The 18,093-nt window shown below is 70.1% G+C and carries 14 protein-coding genes; 6 read left to right on the top strand and 8 right to left on the bottom strand.

Annotation, left to right across the window (positions count from 1 at the left end; all coding sequences use genetic code 11):
- Positions 1 to 3: 3 nt before the first annotated feature.
- Positions 4 to 705, bottom strand: coding sequence for a helix-turn-helix transcriptional regulator (locus PSESU_RS05035; protein ID WP_013534688.1), 702 nt, complete (start codon positions 703 to 705; stop codon positions 4 to 6).
- Positions 706 to 829: 124 nt separating this feature from the next.
- Here PSESU_RS05035 and PSESU_RS05030 point away from each other — a divergent pair, with 124 nt between their 5' ends.
- The 3 genes from PSESU_RS05030 (at position 830) to PSESU_RS05020 (ending at position 5,130) form a co-directional block, all read left to right on the top strand.
- Positions 830 to 1,897, top strand: coding sequence for a cytochrome-c peroxidase (locus PSESU_RS05030; RefSeq protein WP_013534687.1), 1,068 nt, complete (start codon positions 830 to 832; stop codon positions 1,895 to 1,897).
- Positions 1,898 to 2,161: 264 nt separating this feature from the next.
- Positions 2,162 to 4,390 (top strand): catalase/peroxidase HPI, encoded by a 2,229-nt coding sequence (katG, locus tag PSESU_RS05025; protein ID WP_013534686.1) that lies wholly within the window; start codon positions 2,162 to 2,164, stop codon positions 4,388 to 4,390.
- Positions 4,391 to 4,521: 131 nt separating this feature from the next.
- Positions 4,522 to 5,130, top strand: a complete 609-nt coding sequence (locus PSESU_RS05020) for a DUF937 domain-containing protein (protein ID WP_041763863.1) — start codon at positions 4,522 to 4,524, stop codon at positions 5,128 to 5,130.
- A 126-nt stretch (positions 5,131 to 5,256) separates the two neighbouring features.
- Here PSESU_RS05020 and PSESU_RS05015 read toward each other — a convergent pair whose 3' ends face one another.
- The 7 genes from PSESU_RS05015 to rpsP all read right to left on the bottom strand — a co-directional run bounded on the left by PSESU_RS05015 (position 5,257) and on the right by rpsP (position 9,794).
- Positions 5,257 to 5,505 (bottom strand): hypothetical protein, encoded by a 249-nt coding sequence (locus tag PSESU_RS05015; protein WP_013534684.1) that lies wholly within the window; start codon positions 5,503 to 5,505, stop codon positions 5,257 to 5,259.
- An 80-nt stretch (positions 5,506 to 5,585) separates the two neighbouring features.
- A complete protein-coding gene (locus tag PSESU_RS05010) occupies positions 5,586 to 5,990 on the bottom strand; it encodes an RNA-binding S4 domain-containing protein (RefSeq protein WP_013534683.1) in 405 nt (134 codons plus the stop codon).
- A 558-nt stretch (positions 5,991 to 6,548) separates the two neighbouring features.
- The gene (locus PSESU_RS05005) at positions 6,549 to 6,848 is read right to left on the bottom strand and encodes a hypothetical protein (RefSeq protein WP_013534682.1); all 300 of its coding nucleotides are present in this window, start codon (positions 6,846 to 6,848) and stop codon (positions 6,549 to 6,551) included.
- A gap of 502 nt (positions 6,849 to 7,350) precedes the next feature.
- A complete protein-coding gene (gene rplS / locus PSESU_RS04995; RefSeq protein WP_013534680.1) occupies positions 7,351 to 7,746 on the bottom strand; it encodes a 50S ribosomal protein L19 in 396 nt (131 codons plus the stop codon).
- A gap of 195 nt (positions 7,747 to 7,941) precedes the next feature.
- Positions 7,942 to 8,727, bottom strand: a complete 786-nt coding sequence (trmD, locus tag PSESU_RS04990; RefSeq protein WP_013534679.1) for a tRNA (guanosine(37)-N1)-methyltransferase TrmD — start codon at positions 8,725 to 8,727, stop codon at positions 7,942 to 7,944.
- Positions 8,728 to 8,961: 234 nt separating this feature from the next.
- The gene (rimM, locus tag PSESU_RS04985; protein ID WP_041763860.1) at positions 8,962 to 9,495 is read right to left on the bottom strand and encodes a ribosome maturation factor RimM; all 534 of its coding nucleotides are present in this window, start codon (positions 9,493 to 9,495) and stop codon (positions 8,962 to 8,964) included.
- 38 nt (positions 9,496 to 9,533) lie between these two features.
- On the bottom strand, positions 9,534 to 9,794 hold the full coding sequence (rpsP, locus tag PSESU_RS04980) for a 30S ribosomal protein S16 (protein WP_013534677.1): 261 nt from the start codon (positions 9,792 to 9,794) through the stop codon (positions 9,534 to 9,536).
- A gap of 379 nt (positions 9,795 to 10,173) precedes the next feature.
- On the opposite strand from rpsP, the gene PSESU_RS04975 reads away from it, so the two are divergent.
- The 3 genes from PSESU_RS04975 to PSESU_RS04965 are packed head-to-tail and all read left to right on the top strand — an operon-like array spanning position 10,174 to position 17,607.
- Complete coding sequence (locus PSESU_RS04975) at positions 10,174 to 11,397, top strand: MdtA/MuxA family multidrug efflux RND transporter periplasmic adaptor subunit (protein ID WP_013534676.1); 1,224 nt, start codon at positions 10,174 to 10,176, stop codon at positions 11,395 to 11,397.
- Complete coding sequence (locus tag PSESU_RS04970; protein WP_013534675.1) at positions 11,394 to 14,501, top strand: multidrug efflux RND transporter permease subunit; 3,108 nt, start codon at positions 11,394 to 11,396, stop codon at positions 14,499 to 14,501. The genes PSESU_RS04975 and PSESU_RS04970 overlap by 4 nt, the downstream gene beginning before the upstream one ends.
- A 1-nt stretch (position 14,502) precedes the next feature.
- Entirely contained in the window at positions 14,503 to 17,607 is a 3,105-nt protein-coding gene (locus tag PSESU_RS04965; RefSeq protein WP_013534674.1) for an efflux RND transporter permease subunit, read from the top strand.
- The last annotated feature ends 486 nt before the right edge of the window (positions 17,608 to 18,093 follow it).

Here is an 18,093-nt window from a genome sequence, read left to right as displayed (position 1 = left end):
CTGTCACTGCTCCGGGCCCACGCGCTGGCGAAGGCACTGCTGCTCCCAGCTTCGCAGCAGCTGGTGCCGGGTCTCGGGATAGCGGTGCCCGGTGCTTTCCAGCGACAGCACCCGGTCGGCCCGGAAATGGCGGAAATCATTACGGCTCTCGCACCAGGCGGCGATCAGGCGCAGGTCGTCGAGGAAGGCCATGGCGAAGGGCCAGACCACGCGTTCGCTGTCGCGGCCTTCGGCATCGCGGTAGTGCATGCGTACCGCGTGGCCCTCGCGGATCGCGATCCGCAGCGCCGGCACCCAGGGCTCGGGTTCGCGCTGGCCCCAGTGGGGAGCGAACAGGCCGCTGGTCTCGACTTCAAGGCGCAGGGACTCGGGCAGCACGCCGGTGATCCTGAGCAGTGCGCGATTGGCGGCGGATGCCAGCGCCGGGTCGGCATGCGAGGCGACCCAGCGCGCGCCCAGTACCAGCGCTTCCAGTTCCTCGGTGGGGAACATCATCGGCGGCATCACGAAGCCCGGACGCAGGCGGTAACCGACGCCGGCATCGCCGTCGATCTCCGCGCCCTGCGAACGCAGGACCTCGATGTCGCGGTACACGGTGCGCAGGCTTACGCCCAGGCGTTCGGCCAGCTGTGCGCCACGCACCGCCCCGCGCCGCTGGCGCAGTTCGTCGAGCATCCGCAGCAGGCGCGTGGCGCGGGTGGTCATGCGTGGGCAATGGGCTTGCACGGCGGGACTCCAAGCATAGCCGCGGCGGCCTGGTTGATCGCAGTCAATGCCCTGGGTGCCCGCGGGACCGATAACTCCGTTACGGCCCACCCGGAGAACCACCATGCGCCACCACGGCACCACCATGCTTGCCGCCGCCCTTGCCCTCGCCTGTGCCGGCCTTTGCACCGCGATGCCCGCACGCGCGACCGATGCACCCGACGCGACCGCGCTGCGCGAGACCGCCAACACGCTGTTCGGTGCGATCCCGCACAGTGTGGACGAGGTGCGCGGGCAGGAGATCACAGCCGCTCAGGTAGAACTGGGCAAGTCGCTGTGGTTCGAGCCGCGCCTGTCGCGCAGCCACGTGCTGAGCTGCAACAGCTGCCACAACATCGCCACCGGCGGCGCCGACAATGTGCCGACCTCGATCGGCCACGGCTGGCAGAAGGGGCCGCGCAACTCGCCGACCGTGCTCAACGCGGTGCTCAACGTCGCCCAGTTCTGGGACGGGCGCGCCGCCGACCTCAAGGAGCAGGCCAAGGGTCCGGTGCAGGCCAGCGTCGAGATGAACAACACGCCCGGGCGGGTGGAAGCCACCCTGCGCAGCATGCCCGCCTACGTCGAGGCCTTCGCCCGGGCATTCCCGGGCGAAGACCAGCCGGTGAGCTTCGAGAACATGGCGCGCGCGCTCGAGGCCTTCGAGACGACCCTGGTGACGCCGGACTCGCGCTTCGACCGGTTCCTCGCCGGCAAGGGGAGCCTCGACGCGACCGAGCTGCGCGGCCTGTCGCTGTTCATCGACAAGGGCTGCGTGGCCTGCCATTCCGGCCCCAACTTCGGCGGCCAGGCCTACTACCCGTTCGGCGTGGTCGAGCGTCCCGGCGCCGACGTGCTGCCCTCCGGCGACAAGGGTCGCTTCGCGGTGACCCAGACCGCCTCGGACGAATACGTGTTCCGTGCCGCACCGTTGCGCAACGTGGCCCTGACCGCGCCTTACTTCCACAGTGGCCAGGTCTGGGACCTGGGCCAGGCGGTGGCGATCATGGGCAGTGCCCAGCTGGGACACGAGCTGGACGCCACCGAGGTGCAGTCCATCACCCGCTTCCTGCAAACGCTGACCGGGCGCCAGCCGCAGGTGGCCAACCCGGTGCTGCCGCCCAGCACTTCCACCACGCCGCGTCCGGAGTAATGCTGCGGACACGCACGTGGCGCGATGCCACCTCCTTCCTTTCCTCGGGCGCGCGAAGGCGGCGTCGCCAACCATAGACAAGCGCTATCGGGAAGTTCGCAACTAACGATTTCCGTTGATAGCCACCGCCAACTAGCCTGTCGCTGTTCGATTCACCCGGACTACGGGAGTGGCAGCGCCCCTCCCTTGTCGCAAGCGACGCGCAATGCGCGTCCGACGTATCCACCGCCCGCTCCCCCGCGGGCACGAGAGAGGGGAACACCCATGTCGTCGATCGAGAAGAAGTGTCCGTTCCACGCCGGCGTCGCCGGTACCGGCACCACCAACCGGGACTGGTGGCCCAACCAGTTGCGCCTGGACCTGCTGGCCCAACATTCGGAGAAGACCAATCCGCTGGGCAAGGACTTCAACTACCGCGCCGAGTTCCGCAAGCTCGACTACGCGGCACTGAAGAAGGACCTGCTGGACCTGATGACCGATTCGCAGGACTGGTGGCCGGCCGACTTTGGCAGCTACGTGGGCCTGATGATCCGCATGGCCTGGCACAGCGCCGGCACCTACCGCGTCGGTGACGGCCGCGGCGGCGGTGGCCGTGGCCAGCAGCGCTTCGCGCCGCTCAACTCCTGGCCGGACAACGTCAGCCTGGACAAGGCCCGCCGCCTGCTGTGGCCGGTCAAGAAGAAGTACGGGCAGAAGATCTCCTGGGCCGACCTGATGATCCTGGCCGGCAACGTCGCCCTCGAGCACGCCGGCTTCCGCACCTTCGGCTTCGGCGCCGGCCGCGAGGACACGTGGGAACCCGACCAGGACGTGTACTGGGGCCGTGAGAAGACCTGGCTCGGTGGCGACGAGCGCTATTCGCGTGGCTCGGAAGGCGTGCCCAAGCCGAAGGACGACAGCGTGCTGGTCTCCGAGGACGACGCCGACGGCAAGGTCCACACGCGCGACCTCGAGAACCCGCTGGCCGCGGTGCAGATGGGGCTGATCTACGTGAACCCGGAAGGCCCGGACGGCAACCCCGATCCGCTGCTGGCCGCGCACGACATCCGCGTGACCTTCGGCCGCATGGGCATGGACGACGAGGAAACCGTCGCCCTGATCGCCGGTGGCCACACCCTGGGCAAGACCCACGGCGCCGGCCCGGCCGACAATGTCGGCCCGGATCCGGAAGCGGCCGACCTGGAGATGCAGGGCCTGGGCTGGGCCAACCGCTTCGGCAGCGGCAAGGGCGCCGACACCATCACCTCCGGCCTGGAAGTGACCTGGACCAGCACCCCCGTGCAGTGGAGCAACGACTTCTTCAAGTTCCTGCTCGACTTCGAGTGGGAGCTGACGAAGTCGCCGGCCGGCGCGCACCAGTGGGTGGCCAAGGACGTCGAGCCCTTCATCCCGGGTCCGACGCCGGAATCCCCGAAGCGCAAGCCGACCATGCTGACCACCGACCTGGCGCTGCGCTTCGACCCGGTCTACGGCCTGATCTCCCGCCGCTTCCGCGACGACCCGCAGGCCTTCGCCAATGCCTTCGCCCGCGCGTGGTTCAAGCTGGTCCACCGCGACATGGGTCCGAAGGCGCGTTACCTGGGCCCGGAAGTGCCGGCCGAGGACCTGGTCTGGCAGGATCCGCTGCCGAAGGCCACGCACGACCCGGGCGCGGCCGACATCGCCGATGCCAAGGCCAGGATCGAGGCGCTGGACCTGCCTGCCGGCGACCTGGTCACCCTGGCCTGGGCTTCGGCCTCGACCTTCCGCGGCGGCGACAAGCGCGGCGGCGCCAATGGCGCGCGCATCCGCCTGGAGCCGCAGCGCGGCTGGCAGGTCAACCAGCGTGCGATCAAGGCGCTGGAGAAGCTCGAGGAGCTGCAGCCGGAAACCCGCCTGTCGCTGGCCGACCTGATCGTGCTGGCTGGCAACGTGGCGATCGAGCAGGCGGCCAAGGCGGCCGGCGTCTACGCCGAGGTGCCGTTCACCCCGGGGCGCGTGGATGCCTCGCAGGAGCAGACCGACGTCGACTCCTTCCGCCACATGGAGCCGTTCGCCGATGGCTTCCGCAACTACCTCAAGGCGCAGTCGGAAGTGCCGGCCGAGCACCTGCTCATCGACAAGGCCCAGCTGCTGACCCTGACCGCGCCGGAGATGACCGCCCTGGTCGGTGGCCTGCGCGTCCTGGATGCCAGCTGGGACGGCAGCCGCCACGGCGTGCTGACCGACCGTCCGGGCGTGCTCAGCACGGACTTCTACGTGAACCTGCTGGACATGGCCTACCAGTGGAAGCCGGTCGGCGAGGACCGCCAGCTGTACGAAGTGCGCGAGCGCGAGGGCGGCGCGGTGAAGTGGACCGCCACCCGCGTGGACCTGGTGTTCGGCTCCAACTCGGTGCTGCGAGCATTGTCCGAGGTCTACGCCTCCGCCGACGGCCAGGAGAAGTTCGTCAGGGACTTCATCGCCGCCTGGACCAGGGTGATGGAGCTGGACCGCTTCGACCTGCTCGACTGATCGCTGCGGCCATGCAGTGGCACGACGGCCCGGCGCACTGCGCCGGGCCGCTTGTCTTCCGGGCCGGGCGTGTGTACCCGCCCGCCTGCGGCGGGCGTATCGTGGCCTTCCACCATCGGGAGCAGACCGCCATGACGCAGCAACCGCCGCTCGCCCGGGAACTGTTCGCCCAGTTGCAGGGGGCGCCCATGCAGCAGATCGCGCGCCAGCTCGGCACCGACCAGGACCAGGCCGGCAACGCGGTGGCCACGGCCCTGCCGCTGCTGCTCGGGGCGCTGGGTCGCAACAGCGCCCAGCCCCAGGGCGCGGAAGCCCTGTTCGGTGCCCTGCAGCGCGACCACGCCGCCGGTCCCGACCTTGGTGGCCTGCTCGGTGCGGTGCTGGGCGGGGGCGGCGGCAGCCGCCAGACCAATGGCGCGGCGATCCTCGGCCACATCCTCGGCGGCGCCCAGCCGCGCGCGGCACAGGGCCTGGGCCAGGCCACCGGCCTTGGCAGCGGCCAGGCGATGCAGCTGCTGACGGTGCTGGCGCCGATCGTGCTGTCCTTCCTGGCCAAACGCAGCAGCGCCCAGGGCCTCGACGCGGGCGGCCTCGGCCAGCTGCTCGGCCAGGAACGCGCCCAGGCAAGCCAGGCAGGCGGCGGCGTACTCGAGTCGCTGCTGGACCGCGACGGCGACGGCGACGTCGATGCCAGCGACCTGCTCAAGCTCGGCATGGGCCTGCTCGGCAACCGCCGCTGAAACAAAAAACTGGGGTCAGAGTCCGATTTCCCAAGCAAAAAAACCGGGGTCAGAGTGCGATTTTCAACGTGGAAATCGCACTCTGACCCCGGTTTTGCTTTCTTGGCCCGGCTTTGACTCTCAGTCTCAGTCGCCGCGCCTGGGCAGGTCGAGCTTCATGTCGCCCTTCTTCTCGCTCGACCACAGCACCGCTTCCTGCTCGGGATTGCAGCGGCGGTCGCGGCCGCTGGTCGGCTGGCCAGGAATCACCGGGCCCTTCTCGCCGCCCACCAGGCAGTCGGCATGTGCGTTGAGCGGGTCGTCCTGGACGCTGGCACAGCCGGCCAGGGCCAGCGACAGCACGGCGGCGATGACGGGAGTCTTGCGTAGCGACATGGTGCGAATCCGTTCGGAGGGACGACAACGCCTTTGTACACGGCCACGGCCACCGGCGGTACCAGCCGGAAGTCAGGGGCTCAGGTCGCGTCGATGTCGCCCAGGGCCTGGATCAGGCGACGTGCGCGCTTGTCCGGCTTGTGCTCGGGCGGACGATAGCCGTCGCGCATCGCCGCCCGTTGCAGGCGCTGCTGCTCGCGGCGCTGCACCGATTCGGCGGTCTCCGCATACAGGGCCTGCGCCACCGGCGCCGGACCGCGGGTATCGCTGAGCCCGCGCACCTCGATCTCGAACGTCTCCTCGCCGCGGGTCACCCGCATGGCCTCGCCCACGCGCACCGCGCGCGAGGCCTTGGCACGCTGGCCGCCGACCTCGACCTTGCCGGTATCCACCGCCTGGCGGGCCAGGCTGCGGGTCCTGAAGAAACGCGCTGCCCACAGCCACACATCCAGACGTACGTGTTCGACGACAGGCGCCTCATGCATGGCGGCCGGCCCGTGCTGGCAGGGACGGGAACGCGCCTGGCGCGCGGATGACAACGTGGTACGGATATCTCATCGAATGATGTGCTTCAGTTGCGCGGGCGGGAGGCACCGCCCAGGGGAATACTGCCCTCGGTCTCGCGCCGGCATTCGCTGGAAACGTGGTAGTCGCGGGTGCGCTCCTCGTAGCGTCCACGCTCGGAGCGCGACAGGCCGGGCGGGGGCGGAGGCTGGTTGCGCAGGGCTCGCAGCTCCGTATCGCAGGCCCCCGGGCGTGCATCGAGGGCGGCGAAGAACCGGCCATCGCTGGCGCAGCCCGCGAGCGCCGATGTCGCACCAGCATCGGCAAGGCGAACCCGCGTCCTTTCCACCTCTTGAAGCGCGCAACCGCCATCGGCTTCGTTCCTCGACCAAGAGCAGTGCCAGTGTGCGCCCGCCTTCCGGCCCACGCCAGACATCGAACCGCGACCCATGACGCGAACGGCCGCCCTGGGGCGGCCGCCACTTGCAACACGGCTGGGAGATCGACCTCCGTCGTACCGACTGCGCTCCCGCCAACGATCAGGGACGCGCGCGATCAAGCCCGACGGTCGCGCTCGCCGCCTCGCGCTCCAACGCCGGCTTCACCTGGCGGCGGGCAGCGACGGCAGGATCGCTGGCCGTGCAGTCGACATCGCCCGGTGCCTGCACCGCGTGGGCGCTGGCGACCGCGGACTGGCTGCGGGCCTTGGCCAGCAGGTTGTCGCAGGACGGCGTCCGGTCGGGACGCGCGGAAGCCACCTGCGGATCCGATGCGCACGCGGCGAGTCCGCTCGCGAACACCAGGGCCAGGCAGCTGCGGACAAGGACTTCCTTCTTCATCGCCGATACTCCTTCGGGTGGTTGGATAGATATGCCCCATGCAAACGGCCGCCCTGCGGCGGCCGTCGAAATCAGGGCGAGCTCATGCCGCGGACGCGAGCCTCGACCGGGACCTTCGCCCCGGTGGTCGCCGCCGGGAGCACGCCGCGCCGGTCTGCAACGGAGGCGTCGCGTGAGGCGCAGTCACTGGCGCCATGGATGGCCTCGTAACCCACGGAGACGCGACGGGCACCCGGAAGCTGCGGGGCGGACTTGCTACGTGCCTGGTCCAGCAGGTTCCCGCAGGCCGGCGCCTTGTCAGCGCGCGCGCTGCGCGTGGGAGTCGCCTGCGGTTCCGGTGCAGCCGAAGCCAGGCCAGCCACGAACAGCAGGGCGAGGCTCGAACGGACAAGCACTCCCTTCATCGCAGGCACTCCGTCGGGTGGCATGGCCCGAGTATGCCGCGCCCAAAAGCAAACGGCCGCCCGAAGGCGGCCGTTGCGGACAACCGTGAAGCAACCGTTCAGCCGGCGTTCTTTTCGGCCTTGGCCTTGGCGACGGCGGCCAGGTCTTCCTTGATGCGGGCAGCCTTGCCTTCCAGGCCACGCAGGTAGTACAGCTTGCCGGCGCGGACCTTGCCGCGGCGCTTGACCTCGACCGAGTCGATGATCGGGCTGAAGGTCTGGAACACGCGCTCGACGCCGTAGCCGTGCGAGATCTTGCGCACGGTGAAGGACGAGTTCAGGCCGGCGTTCTTGGTGGCGATGACCACGCCTTCGTAGGCCTGGACGCGCTCACGGTTGCCTTCCTTGACCTTGACGTTCACCACGACGGTGTCGCCCTGGCTGAACTTCGGCAGTTCGCGATTGATCTGGGCGGACTCGAACTCCGCGATGATGGACTTGTTCAGCTTGCTCATGGTGACCGACTCTTTGTTCGGGTGGGCGTGTCTTGCGACAGCTTGGACTGACGCAGTCGCCGGATTGCGCTGCGCGTTTATTGTTGTGGATGCCTGCTCCGGCGCCCTTCAAGGGCCTGCCGCCCGCAGGAATCCGGCATTGTAGCGGGTCCAGAGGGGCCGTGGCTAGTCACCCGATCTCCGGGGAACGGAGGCTCAGCCCGCCTGCGGGCCGGTGTCCTCGGCAGGATCGGTGGACTGCTCCCGCTCCAAGGCAGCCAGCCCCTCCTGCAGCAGCTTGCGGTCGGCCTTCGACAGCTCGCGACCTTCCAGCAGGTCCGGGCGCCGCTGCCAGGTCCGCACCAGGGCCTGCTGCCGGCGCCAGCGCGCGATCGCGGCATGGTTGCCCGAGCGCAGCACCGCCGGGACGACCCCGTAGGCATGCTCGACCGGATGGCTGTAGTGCGGGCAGTCCAGCAGGCCGTCCTCGAAGCTGTCCTGCTCGGCCGAGCCGGCGTCGTTGAGCGCGCCGTCCTGCAGCCGGGCCACGGTGTCGACCACGATCGCCGCGGCCAGCTCGCCGCCAGACAGGACGTAGTCGCCGATCGACAGTTCCTCGTCCACCTCGGCCTGGACCAGGCGCTCGTCCACCCCCTCGTAGCGGCCGCACAGCAGGACCAGGCGCGGCATCGCCGCCAGCTCGCGCACGCGCTTCTGGTCCAGGCGCCGGCCCTGCGGGCTCAGGTAGACCACGTGCACCGGCGCCGGATCGGCTTCGCGGACCGCGGCCAGGCAGCGCCGCAGCGGCTCGACCAGCATCACCATGCCAGGCCCGCCGCCAAAAGTGCGGTCGTCGGTCTTGCGGTAGTTGCCGTCGGCGTAGTCGCGCGGGTTCCAGCCGTGCAGCTGCAGCAGCCCGCGCTCGCGCGCACGCCCGGTCACGCCGAACGCGGTGCAGCGGTCGACCTCTTCGGGGAACAGGCTGACGACGTCAATGCGCATGGAGCGGTGATTGGTGATTCGGGATTCGTGATTCGGAAAAGCGGGAGGCGCTGGCAACCCAGTTCGGCTGGCAATCCGAGCTTATCGCTCTTTCGAAAGACCGGGATTCGTGATTGGGGATTCGTGATTCGTCGAAGCGGTGGGGCCGCGACCGTCATGGTTGGCGGAGCGAGCGTGCCGCTCTTGCCAATCCCGAATCCCGAATCCCGAATCCCGAATCCCGAATCCCGAATCTCAGAAATCAGGATCCCAGTCGACCGTGATGGTGGCGGTGTCGAAATCCACCGAAGTCACGTAGTCGGGCTGGACGAAGGGGATCATGCGCTCGCGTTCGCCGCGCACCACCAGCACGTCGTTGGCGCCGGTGGACAGCAGGTGCGAGACCTCGCCCAGGGCCACGCCCTCGACGGTGACCACCTTCAGGCCTTCCAGGTCGACCCAGTAGTACTCGCCCGGAGCCGGCGGCGGCAGCACGTCGCGGGGAACCCAGATCTCGGTGCCGCGCAGGGCCTCGGCCGCATCGCGGTCGTCGCAGCCCGGGAGGGTCGCCACCACGTGCTTGCCGGTATCACGTCCCTTGGCCCCGCGCAGTTCGCGCTCGGCGCCGTTGGGCGCGCGCAGGATCCAGGGCTGGTAGCGGAAGATCTGCGCTCGCGGCTCGGTCCAGGATTCGACCTTGACGTCGCCGCGCACGCCGAAGGCGCCCGTCACCCGGCCCAGCAGGATCATCTTCTGCGGAGCCGGAGTGGGACGCCCTGCGTCGTTCATGTCGGGAGCCGGCCGCCGCGGTGCGGCGGCCGCAAGCATCAGGCCGCCTGGGCCTGGGCCTTGACCGCTTCCTTGTACAGGCTGCGGACCTTGTCGGTCAGCTGGGCGCCATTGCCGACCCAGTGGTCGACGCGGGCGACGTCCAGGACGATGCGCTGCTCGTTGCCCGAGGCAACCGGGTTGTAGTAACCGACGCGCTCGATGTTGCGGCCGTCGCGGGCGCTGCGCGAGTCGGTGACGATGATGTGGTAGAAGGGGCGCTTCTTGGCGCCGCCGCGGGTGAGACGGATCTTGACCATGGTGTCTTCGTGTTGCCCAGTCGCCAGGATGGCGAGGTAAGCCGCCAATTCTAGCCGATCCGCCCGGCCAGGAAAACCTCCCCCTCTGTCCAGCCCCGGAACGCCCCGGTCCGCCGCCCGGCGGGCTTCCACGCGCGACGCCCCCACTGCCCCGAAGAGCCCTGCCGTGGCGGCATAGCTCATATAGCAGTGCGCGCCACCATGACCAAAGTCATGCAACCGCGGCGCGGGGGTCCCGTACCATCGCATGACACGTGGCATGCGCGTCGTGCCGGGCCCAGCTCCCGGCGCGGGAGAACGACGCCCGCCGACCTCCGGCATCCACCCCTGGACACCTTCCCGACGACGGGCCAGCGCCCGCCGCCCTGATGGACTTGCAATGAAGAAACTGCCCCGCCCCGTCAAAGCGCTCCTGGCCATCGGCCTGGTGCTGGCCCTGGTCCTGCTGTGGCGCGGCTGCGCCGGCAAGGAGGAACAGGGTCCGCAGGGCGGCCGCGGCGGCTGGGGCCAGTGGCCGCCGACGCCGGTGCGCGTGGCCACCGCCACCCGTGGCCCGCTGGACCTGGAGATCAAGGCGCTGGGCACGGTCACGCCGCTGCGTACCGTGACCGTGCGTCCGCGGGTCGAGGGCGAGCTGCTGCGGATCGCCTTCGAGGAAGGCCAGCAGGTCCGTGCCGGCCAGCTGCTGGCGGAGATCGATCCGGCCGAATTCCGGGTCCGCCTGGCCCAGGCCGAAGGCTCGCAGAAGCAGAACCTGGCCGAGCTGGAGAACACCCGCATCCAGCTGAAGCGTTTCCGCGACCTGGCCGGCGCCAACTACGTCTCCGCCCAGGAGGTCTCGGACCTGCAGGCCCGCGTGCGCCAGTTCGAGGGCCGCCGCGACAGCGACCAGGCCGCGGTCGACGAGGCCCGCCTGCAGCTGGAGTACACCCGCATCGTCGCGCCGATCGACGGCCGCATCGGCCTGCGCACGGTGGACGTGGGCAACCTGGTGCGCACCGGCGACAGCGACGGCATCGCCACCATCACCCAGACCCGCCCGATCAGCGTGGTGTTCGCCCTGCCCGAGGGCGTGCTGCCGTCGGTGCAGGCGGCGGTGCGCGAAGGCCAGGCCCTGTCCGTGCAGGCCTGGGACCGCGACGAGCGCCAGCCGCTGGCCACCGGCAGCCTGTCCAGCCTCGACAACCGCATCGACGTGCAGACCGGCACCCTGCGCCTGCGCGCCCTGTTCCAGAACCAGGACGAGTCGCTGTTCCCCAACCAGTCGGTCAACGTGCGCCTGCGCCTGGGCAGTGCCGACGTGGTCTCGATCCCGGACGCGGCGGTGCAGTTCGGCAACCGGGGCACCTATGTCTACGTGGTCGGCGAGGAAGACACCGCCAGCGTGCGCGACGTGAAGCTGGGCGCCAGCCACCAGGGCCGGGTCGCGGTGCTGGAAGGCCTGGAGGACGGCGAGCGCGTGGTGCTCGAGGGCCTGGACCGCCTGCGCGAGGGTGGCAAGGTGCAGGTGGTCGACGCCGACGGCGTTCCCACCGACGCGGTGGACGCCGATGCCGGCGACAAGGCCGCAGCTGGCGAACACAAGGCGGCCGCCGCACGATGAACCTGTCCCGCCCGTTCATCCTGCGCCCGGTGGCGACCTCGCTGCTGATGCTGGCGCTGCTGCTGTCGGGCCTGTTCGCCTACCGCCTGCTGCCGGTCTCGGCGCTGCCCCAGGTGGACTACCCGATCATCCAGGTGCTCACCCTGTACCCGGGCGCCAGCCCGTCGGTGACCACCAGCGCGGTGACCGCGCCGCTGGAACGGCGCCTGGGCCAGATCCCGGGCCTGAACCAGATGACCTCGACCAGCTCCGGCGGAGCCTCGGTCATCACCCTGCAGTTCGCGCTGGAAGTGGACCTGGGCGTGGCCGAGCAGGAGGTGCAGGCGGCGATCAACGGCGCCTCCAACTTCCTGCCCAGCGACCTGCCGATGCCGCCGGTGTACCGCAAGGTCAACCCGGCCGACACCCCGATCCTGACCCTGGCGGTGACCTCGCCCTCGATGGCCCTGCCCGAGGTCTACGACCTGGTCGACACGCGCATGGCCCAGCGCCTGTCGCAGCTGCCGGGCGTGGGCCTGGTCAGCCTGGCCGGCGGGCAGCGTCCGGCCGTGCGCATCCAGGTCAACCCGAACGCGCTGGCCGCGGCCGGGCTGGGCATGGGCGACATCCGCCGGGTGATCAACAGCGCCAACGTCAACATGCCCAAGGGCAGCTTCGACGGCCCCACCCGCGCGACCATGCTCGATGCCAACGACCAGATGCGTTCGGCCGACGAGTACCGCGGGCTGGTACTGGCGTGGAAGGACGGCGCACCACTGCGCCTGGGCGACGTGGCCACCGTCGAGCAGGGTCCGGAGAACAGCCAGCTGGCCGCGTGGTCCGGCAAGGCCCCGGCGATCCTGGTCAACATCCAGCGCCAGCCCGGCGCCAACGTGATCGAGGTGGTGGACCGGATCCACGCCCTGCTGCCGCAGCTGCGCGCCTCGATGCCGGCGGCGGTGGACGTGACCGTGCTCAGCGACCGCACCGAGTCGATCCGCGCCTCGATCAAGGGCGTGCAGCACGAGCTGCTGCTGGCGATCGGCCTGGTGGTGCTGGTGACCTTCGTGTTCCTGCGCACCGTGCCGGCCACGATCATCCCGTCGATCGCGGTGCCGCTGTCGCTGGTGGCGACCTTCGGGGTGATGCTGCTGGTCGGCTACTCGCTCAACAACCTCACCCTGATGGCGCTGACCATCGCCACCGGCTTCGTGGTCGACGACGCCATCGTGATGCTGGAGAACATCGCCCGGCGCATGGAGGACGGCGAAGGCCCGATGGAAGCCGCGCTCAACGGTGCGCGCCAGATCGGCTTCACCCTGGTCTCGCTGACCGTGTCGCTGATCGCGGTGCTGATCCCGCTGCTGTTCATGGGCGACGTGGTCGGCAAGCTGTTCCACGAGTTCGCCATCACCCTGGCGGTGGCGATCGGCATCTCGCTGGTGGTGTCGCTGACCCTGACCCCGATGCTGTGCGCGCGCTTCCTCAAGGCAGGCCACGGCCACGGGCACGACGGCGGGGCCGGTGCCGACGGCGCCCAGGGCGACATGTTCGACCGCGTGGTCGCGCTGTACGACCGCGGCCTGCACTGGGTGCTGGCGCGGCAACCGCTGATGCTGGGCGCCACCGCGGCCACCCTGGCCCTGACCGTCGCCCTGTACATCGCCGTGCCCAAGGGCTTCTTCCCGGTGCAGGACGCGGGCCTCATCCAGGGCATCAGCGAGGCCCCGCAGTCGGTCTCGTTCGAGGCGATGGCGCGACGCCAGCAGGCGCTGGCCGAGGCCATCCTCGAGGATCCGGACGTGGCCACGCTGTCGTCCTTCATCGGCGTGGACGGCAGCAACGCCACGCTCAACAGCGGCCGCTTCCTGGTCGAGCTCAAGCCGCATGCCGAGCGCAGCGCCGGCGCGCTGGAGATCATCGACCGGCTCAAGCGCCGCGCCGCCAGCGTGCCGGGCATCGACCTGTACCTGCAGCCGGTGCAGGAGCTGAGCATCGAGGACCGGGTCAGCCGCACCCAGTACCAGTTCGCCCTGACCACGCCCGACCTGGCCGAGCTGTCGCGCTGGACCGCCGCCCTGCAGCAGGAGCTGCGCCGGCATCCGGCCCTGGCCGACGTGGCCAGCGACCTGCAGGACCAGGGCCTGCAGGCCTGGCTGGACATCGACCGCGACGCCGCCGCGCGCCTGGGCGTGCCGGTCTCGGCGATCGCCGATGCGCTGTACGACGCCTTCGGCCAGCGCCAGGTCTCGACCATCTTCACCCACGCCAACCAGTACCGCGTGGTCCTCGAGGCCGATCCGCGCTTCCAGCTCGGTCCGGAGGCGATCGGCCGCATCCACGTCGCCACCGCCGACGGCCGGCAGACGCCGCTGTCCGGCCTGGCACGGGTGGAGACGCGTCCGACCGCGCTGCAGGTCAGCCACCTGGGCCAGTTCCCGGCGGTGACCTTCTCCTTCAACCTCGCCCCGGGCGCCTCGCTCGGCGAAGCGGTGGCGGCGATCGAGCAGGCGCGCGAGGACATCGGCATGCCGGCCGGCGTCGAGCTGCGCCTGCAGGGTGCGGCGCAGGCGTTCCGCAACTCGCTTTCCAGCACGCTGTGGCTGATCCTGGCCGCGGTGCTGGTGATGTACATCGTGCTGGGCGTGCTCTACGAGAGCTTCATCCACCCGGTGACGATCCTCTCCACCCTGCCCTCGGCCACGGTCGGCGCGCTGGCCGCGCTGCTGCTGTCCGGCCGCAGCCTGGACCTGATCGCGGTGATCGGCATCATCCTGCTGATCGGCCTGGTGAAGAAGAACGCGATCATGATGATCGACTTCGCCCTGGAGGCCGAGCGCGAGCAGGGCCTGGCGCCGCGCGAGGCGATCCACCGCGCCGCGCTGCTGCGCTTCCGCCCGATCCTGATGACCACCCTGGCGGCGCTGTTCGCGGCGATCCCGATGATGTTCGCCAGCGGCTCCGGCGCCGAGCTGCGCCAGCCGCTGGGCCTGGTGATGGTCGGCGGCCTGGTGGTGAGCCAGGTGCTGACCCTGTTCACCACGCCGGTGGTCTACCTGTTCTTCGTGCGACTGTCGCGCCGCCACGAGGCGGAAGCCGAAGGCGCCGACGCCGCGGCCGCCTGACATGCAGCCGAGCAGTTCGACCAACCTCTCCAGGCTCTTCATCGAGCGCCCGGTGGCCACCGTGCTGCTGGCGGTGGCGGTGGTGCTGGCCGGCCTGCTGGCCCTGCGCCAGCTGCCGGTGGCGCCGCTGCCGCAGGTCGACTACCCGGCCATCCAGGTCGGCGCCGGCATGCCCGGCGCCAGCCCCGAGTCGATGGCCGCGACCGTGGCCACGCCGCTGGAGCGGGCGCTGGGCAGCATCCCTGGCATCACCCGCATCACCTCCAGCAGCAACCAGGGCAATACGCGGATCGACCTGCAGTTCTCGCTGGACCGCGACATCGACGAGGCGGCGCGCGAAGTGCAGGCCGCATTGAACGCGGCACGGGCGCAGCTACCCGCGGGCATGCCGGGCATGCCCTACTTCCGCAAGATCAATCCCTCGCAGGCGCCGATCATGACGATCGCGCTGAGCTCGGACACGCTCACGCCGCCGCAGGTGTTCGACCTGGCCTCGACCGTGCTGGCGCAGAAGATCGCGCAGGTGCCGGGCGTGGGCGAGGTCAGCGTCGGCGGCGGCTCACTGCCGGCGGTGCGGGTCTCGCTCAATCCCGGCGCGCTGAACCAGTACGGCATCGCCCTGGAGGAGGTGGCCTCCGCGATCCGCAACGCCAACGCGCTGCGCCCGCTGGGCACGGTGGCGCGCGACGACCGCCAGTGGCAGGTCGAGGCCGGGCTGCAGCTGCGCACCGCCGATGAATACCGCGACCTGGTGGTGGCCTGGCGCGATGGCCGCGCCGTGCACCTGCGCGACGTGGCCCAGGTCGGCGAAGGCACCGAGAACCGCTACGCCTCCGGCTTCCACAACGGGCGCGCGGCGGTGCTGATGATGGTCAACCGCCAGCCGAACGCGAACATCATCCGCACCGTGGACGCGATCCACGAGCAGATGGACACGCTGCGGGCGCTGCTGCCGGCCGGCGTGGACATGAAGGTGGTGATGGACCGCTCGCCGGTGATCCGCGCCACCCTGCACGAGGCCGAGGCCACCCTGGTGCTGGCCGTGGGCCTGGTGGTGCTGGTGGTGCTGGCCTTCCTCGGCAGCTGGCGCGCCGCGCTGGTGCCCTCGCTGGCGATCCCGGTGTCGCTGTTCGGCGCGCTGGCGATCATCTGGCTGGCCGGCTTCTCGCTCAACACGCTGTCGCTGATGGCGCTGATCGTGGCCGCGGTGCTGGTGGTGGACGACGCCATCGTCGTGCTGGAGAACATCTCCCGCCACCTGGCCGCAGGCCTCTCGCCGGTGGCCGCGGCGATGCGCGGCGCCGGCGAGGTCGGGACCACCCTGCTGTCGATGAACATCGCCCTGGCCGTGGTGTTCGTCTCGATCCTGTTCCTGGACGACTTCGTCGAGAAGCTGTTCCGCGAGTTCTCGCTGACCCTGGTGGCGGCGATGGTGGTCTCGGTGCTGGTCTCGCTGAGCTTCACCCCGGCGCTGTGCTCGCGGATGCTGCGCAGCGCCGGCCCCGACCGCGTCATCCCGCCGTGGGAGCGGTTGGGCGAACTGCTGTTCGGCGGCCTGCGCCGGCTGTACCTGCGCACGCTCGACCGCACCCTCGCCCACCTGCCGCTGGCGCTGTGCGTGCTGGTGGCGACGGTGGCGCTCAATGCCTACCTGTTCGCCAAGGTGCCCAAGGGCACCGTGCCGCAGCAGGACACCGGCCAGCTGCGCGGCTTCGTGCGCGGCGACGACGGCCTGTCGTTCGAGGTGATGCAGCCGAAGATCCAGGCCTACCGCGAATACCTGATGGCGGATCCGGCGATCGCCGACATCGCCGGCTACATCGGCGGCGGTACCGGCGTGAACAACGGTTTCATGATGATGCAGATGAAGCCGCTGGCCGAACGCGGGATCTCCAGCCGCGAGGTGATCGACCGCCTGCGCGAGAACCTGCCGCGGGTTCCCGGCGGCAACCTGTGGTTCTGGGTCGACCAGGACATCCGCATCGGTGGCGGCAACGACGACGGCAACCTGGACCTGCAGCTGCTGGCCGGCGACATCGAGCCGCTGCGCGAGTGGACGCCCAAGGTGCAGGAAGCACTGGCGGCGCTGCCGCAGCTGGTGGACGTGGAATCCAGCGGCGACGAGGGCATGCGCCAGGTGCAGCTGGAGATCGACCGCGAGGCAGCGGCGCGGCTGGGCGTGGACATGCGCATGGTCGGCACCGTGCTCAACAACTCCTTCAGCCAGCGCCAGGTCGCCACGCTCTACGACAGCCTCAACCAGTACCGGGTGGTGATGGAGCTGGACCAGCGCTACACCCGCTCGCCGGAGACGCTGGACCAGGTCTACGTGATCGGCAGCGAAGGCCGGCGCGTGCCGCTGTCGGCGTTCGCGACCTGGGGCTATGGCATGGCACCGGACCGGATCCAGCACCGCCAGCAGTTCGTCTCCACCCGGGTCAGCTTCGCGCTGGCGCCTGGCGTCACCCTGGACGAGGCCACTGCCGCCATCCAGGACGCGATGGCGAAGATCATGCTGCCGACCCAGGTGCAGGCCAAGCTCGGTGACGAGGCCGGCAGCCTGGAGGAACTGCGCAACCGCCAGGTGTGGCTGATCCTCGGCGCTGTGCTGGCGGTGTACCTGGTGCTGGGCGTGCTGTACGAGAGCCTGGTGCAGCCGCTGGCGATCCTGTCGATCCTGCCCTCCGCCGGCATCGGCGCGCTGGTCGCGCTGCTGGTGTTCGATGGCGAGCTCAACCTGATCTCACTGCTGGGCCTGTTCCTGCTGGTCGGCGTGGTGATGAAGAACACCATCCTGATGGTCGACTTCGCGCTCGCCGCGCAGCGCGAGGGCCAGCCGGCGCATGCGGCGATCCTGGAAGCGGCCAGGCTGCGCTTCCGCCCGATCCTGATGACCAGCGTCGCCGCCCTGCTGGGCACGCTGCCGCTGATGCTCGCTACCGGTGAGGGCTGGGAAATGCGCCGTCCGCTGGGCATCGCCATCGTCGGCGGCCTGCTGGTCAGCCAGGTGCTGACGCTCTACACGACGCCGGCGGTGTTCCTGGCGCTGGACCGCCTGCGCGCACGCGTGGCGCGCAAGGCGGGCGTCGCTTCGCCAGCGGCGTAAGCAGGGGTAGCCCGGGCAAGCAGAGCGCACCGCGCCGCTGCAACGCCAGGGCTGGCGAGGCCTGGCGCGTCGCCACGCGCTGCGGAATTGCCGCCGGGCTGCGTAGGCGCATTGCCTGGGTACGCAGCGCATCCGGGGAAACGACGCACGCACCGGGACTGCGGCATGCGTCTGCTTCCGAATGCGGACCGGGCGCGGGTTACCTGCGCGGACTGGAAGCAAGGCGGACGCATGGCCCAATGCACTGCGATGCAATACCCGCGGCTTCAAACTTTGCGCACGAGCCTGTAAGCCCCGCTTGCAGGCGGGAGACTGATGCCTCCAGGGCTCCTGGCCTTGCGCGCAAGGAACGACGCTCCAGATGCAAGGCTGCGCGCTTTGCGTGCAAGGCCTGGAGCTGCAAGTGCAAGGCTGGGAGCTTTGCGTGCAAGGCTGGAGGGCCTTGCACGCAAGGCTTTTTGCTCCGGGCGCAAGACCGGGAGCCTC

This window comes from Pseudoxanthomonas suwonensis 11-1, assembly GCF_000185965.1.
In the GTDB taxonomy this organism is placed as follows: Bacteria; Pseudomonadota; Gammaproteobacteria; order Xanthomonadales; family Xanthomonadaceae; genus Pseudoxanthomonas; species Pseudoxanthomonas suwonensis_A.
The sequence above is the reverse complement of the archived record's forward strand: the minus strand, read 5'-3'. Positions and strand labels throughout refer to the sequence as shown.

What these genes read in the sequence shown, in the direction of transcription:
- PSESU_RS05035 (WP_013534688.1), bottom strand. Translation starts at nt 705, where the DNA reads ATGACCACCCGCGCCACGCGCCTGCTGCGGATGCTCGACGAACTGCGC.
- PSESU_RS05030 (WP_013534687.1), top strand. Translation starts at nt 830, where the DNA reads ATGCGCCACCACGGCACCACCATGCTTGCCGCCGCCCTTGCCCTCGCC.
- katG (WP_013534686.1), top strand. Translation starts at nt 2,162, where the DNA reads ATGTCGTCGATCGAGAAGAAGTGTCCGTTCCACGCCGGCGTCGCCGGT.
- PSESU_RS05020 (WP_041763863.1), top strand. Translation starts at nt 4,522, where the DNA reads ATGACGCAGCAACCGCCGCTCGCCCGGGAACTGTTCGCCCAGTTGCAG.
- PSESU_RS05015 (WP_013534684.1), bottom strand. Translation starts at nt 5,505, where the DNA reads ATGTCGCTACGCAAGACTCCCGTCATCGCCGCCGTGCTGTCGCTGGCC.
- PSESU_RS05010 (WP_013534683.1), bottom strand. Translation starts at nt 5,990, where the DNA reads ATGCATGAGGCGCCTGTCGTCGAACACGTACGTCTGGATGTGTGGCTG.
- PSESU_RS05005 (WP_013534682.1), bottom strand. Translation starts at nt 6,848, where the DNA reads ATGAAGAAGGAAGTCCTTGTCCGCAGCTGCCTGGCCCTGGTGTTCGCG.
- rplS (WP_013534680.1), bottom strand. Translation starts at nt 7,746, where the DNA reads ATGAGCAAGCTGAACAAGTCCATCATCGCGGAGTTCGAGTCCGCCCAG.
- trmD (WP_013534679.1), bottom strand. Translation starts at nt 8,727, where the DNA reads ATGCGCATTGACGTCGTCAGCCTGTTCCCCGAAGAGGTCGACCGCTGC.
- rimM (WP_041763860.1), bottom strand. Translation starts at nt 9,495, where the DNA reads ATGAACGACGCAGGGCGTCCCACTCCGGCTCCGCAGAAGATGATCCTG.
- rpsP (WP_013534677.1), bottom strand. Translation starts at nt 9,794, where the DNA reads ATGGTCAAGATCCGTCTCACCCGCGGCGGCGCCAAGAAGCGCCCCTTC.
- PSESU_RS04975 (WP_013534676.1), top strand. Translation starts at nt 10,174, where the DNA reads ATGAAGAAACTGCCCCGCCCCGTCAAAGCGCTCCTGGCCATCGGCCTG.
- PSESU_RS04970 (WP_013534675.1), top strand. Translation starts at nt 11,394, where the DNA reads ATGAACCTGTCCCGCCCGTTCATCCTGCGCCCGGTGGCGACCTCGCTG.
- PSESU_RS04965 (WP_013534674.1), top strand. Translation starts at nt 14,503, where the DNA reads ATGCAGCCGAGCAGTTCGACCAACCTCTCCAGGCTCTTCATCGAGCGC.